Raw genomic sequence first — 1,520 nt, 5'->3', positions numbered from 1 at the left:
TAATGGGTGGATCCATGATTTTTATTACCAAAAAAAGAAATATAACCCCCTTGTTTACAGACAGAAAACAATAAACTAAACCCAATTTGAATAACGGCTACTGATTCTGGACTTATCTCATAAAATTAGTAGTATGTACTCGTATATTTATTTGATGTGATAGAAAAAATAATGGACTATAAATTCGAACATTTCACGATTAAACGCTTTCGTTCACTTATGAATGTTGAAATAAAGGTGGTTAATGGTCAACCAATTACTATCTGCGGAGAAAATAACATTGGGAAAACTAACGTACTTGAAGCCCTGAATATTTTTTTCAATCATATTGAAGACATTGAGTTATATGATGTAACAACTGACATACCGCATCATATTTATTATGGTAGAGGTGGCGAACTTCAAAATACTGAGCTAACAGGTAAGTTTAGTATTAATGTAACAGAGATCATAACGGTCAAAGCCACGTTTAAAAAAGACCTGACCATTGAATATAAGATATCTAGTTCTGATAAAACTAAAACACTCCCCCAGACGGAAAAAGCATTTAAAGATATCGTAAAACACTTTAAGTATTTTTATGTAAAGTCTAATAATGTCGATATACCAAGTTTAGTGTCAGAACTTTTTGCTTCAGATGGTTTGCTCAAGCTTGATAAAAAAAGAGCTAAACAGCAAAAGCCTTTAGATACATTAAAACAATTTCAGGCGCAAGCCCAAGCTGCGTTAAACGATATCCAAAAAGAACTAAATCAACAGTTACAAGAGTTAAATATTCTAAGCTCTTTGGATTCTAGCAGTGCAATCAAAATTACGTTCGCTGAGTTTGATAAATTACGTGACGTTGTATCCAGAATGACTCAAGTTACGATAGATGACGGTAATGACCATTCTATTTCTTCTAAAGGTAGTGGTGCTCAAAGAACTGCTTTATTGACTTTAATGAACTATATTGCCTCAAATGCTAATAAAAAAATCATTTGGGGCTTAGATGAGCCTGAAATATTTCTTCAACCGAAAGCACAAAAACAATTATTTAGAGCTGTAAAAAAGATAGCTAGGGAAAAAGAACAAACTGTAGTTATGACTACCCACTCGCAGCATTTTATTGATTTAAATAATTTAGAATACACTTATTTGTATGTCTGTGATGTGAATGAAAAAAATTACGTTAGGAAAAAAGATCGTTCGTTTTTTGAAAAATCTACACATGCCCAATCTTTTTCATCTGAATCAGCTAAAGCTAAGGGTATAAGAGAGCATCTAGGTATAGAGAATAACGATGGGTGGAATTTATTACCTTACAACATCATAGTGGAAGGTGAGACAGATAAAAAATACTTAGAGGCACTGATCGAACATAACGAGATGATTGCCCCCAATATAATCTGGTCTGGGAGTGCTTCAAAAATATCTGGTTCAGTCCAATTTTACAACAATTTGGCAATAGACCTTGATTTTAGGCCGCAAATAAAAATAATTTTGGATAATGATGAAGCGGGTAGAATGGAGTATAAAAA

Annotated in this window: 1 protein-coding gene; it reads left to right on the top strand. The window is 32.9% G+C overall.

From position 1 onward, the window contains the following. Positions 1-171 precede the first annotated feature (171 nt). The coding region (locus H5072_RS19190; protein WP_220488717.1) for an ATP-dependent endonuclease at positions 172-1,520 on the top strand (1,349 nt) is incomplete at its 3' end.

This window comes from Pseudoalteromonas sp. SR45-5 (genome assembly GCF_014163565.1).
Lineage (GTDB): Bacteria > Pseudomonadota > Gammaproteobacteria > Enterobacterales > Alteromonadaceae > Pseudoalteromonas > Pseudoalteromonas distincta.
This window is presented reverse-complemented; position numbering and strand designations above follow the sequence as displayed.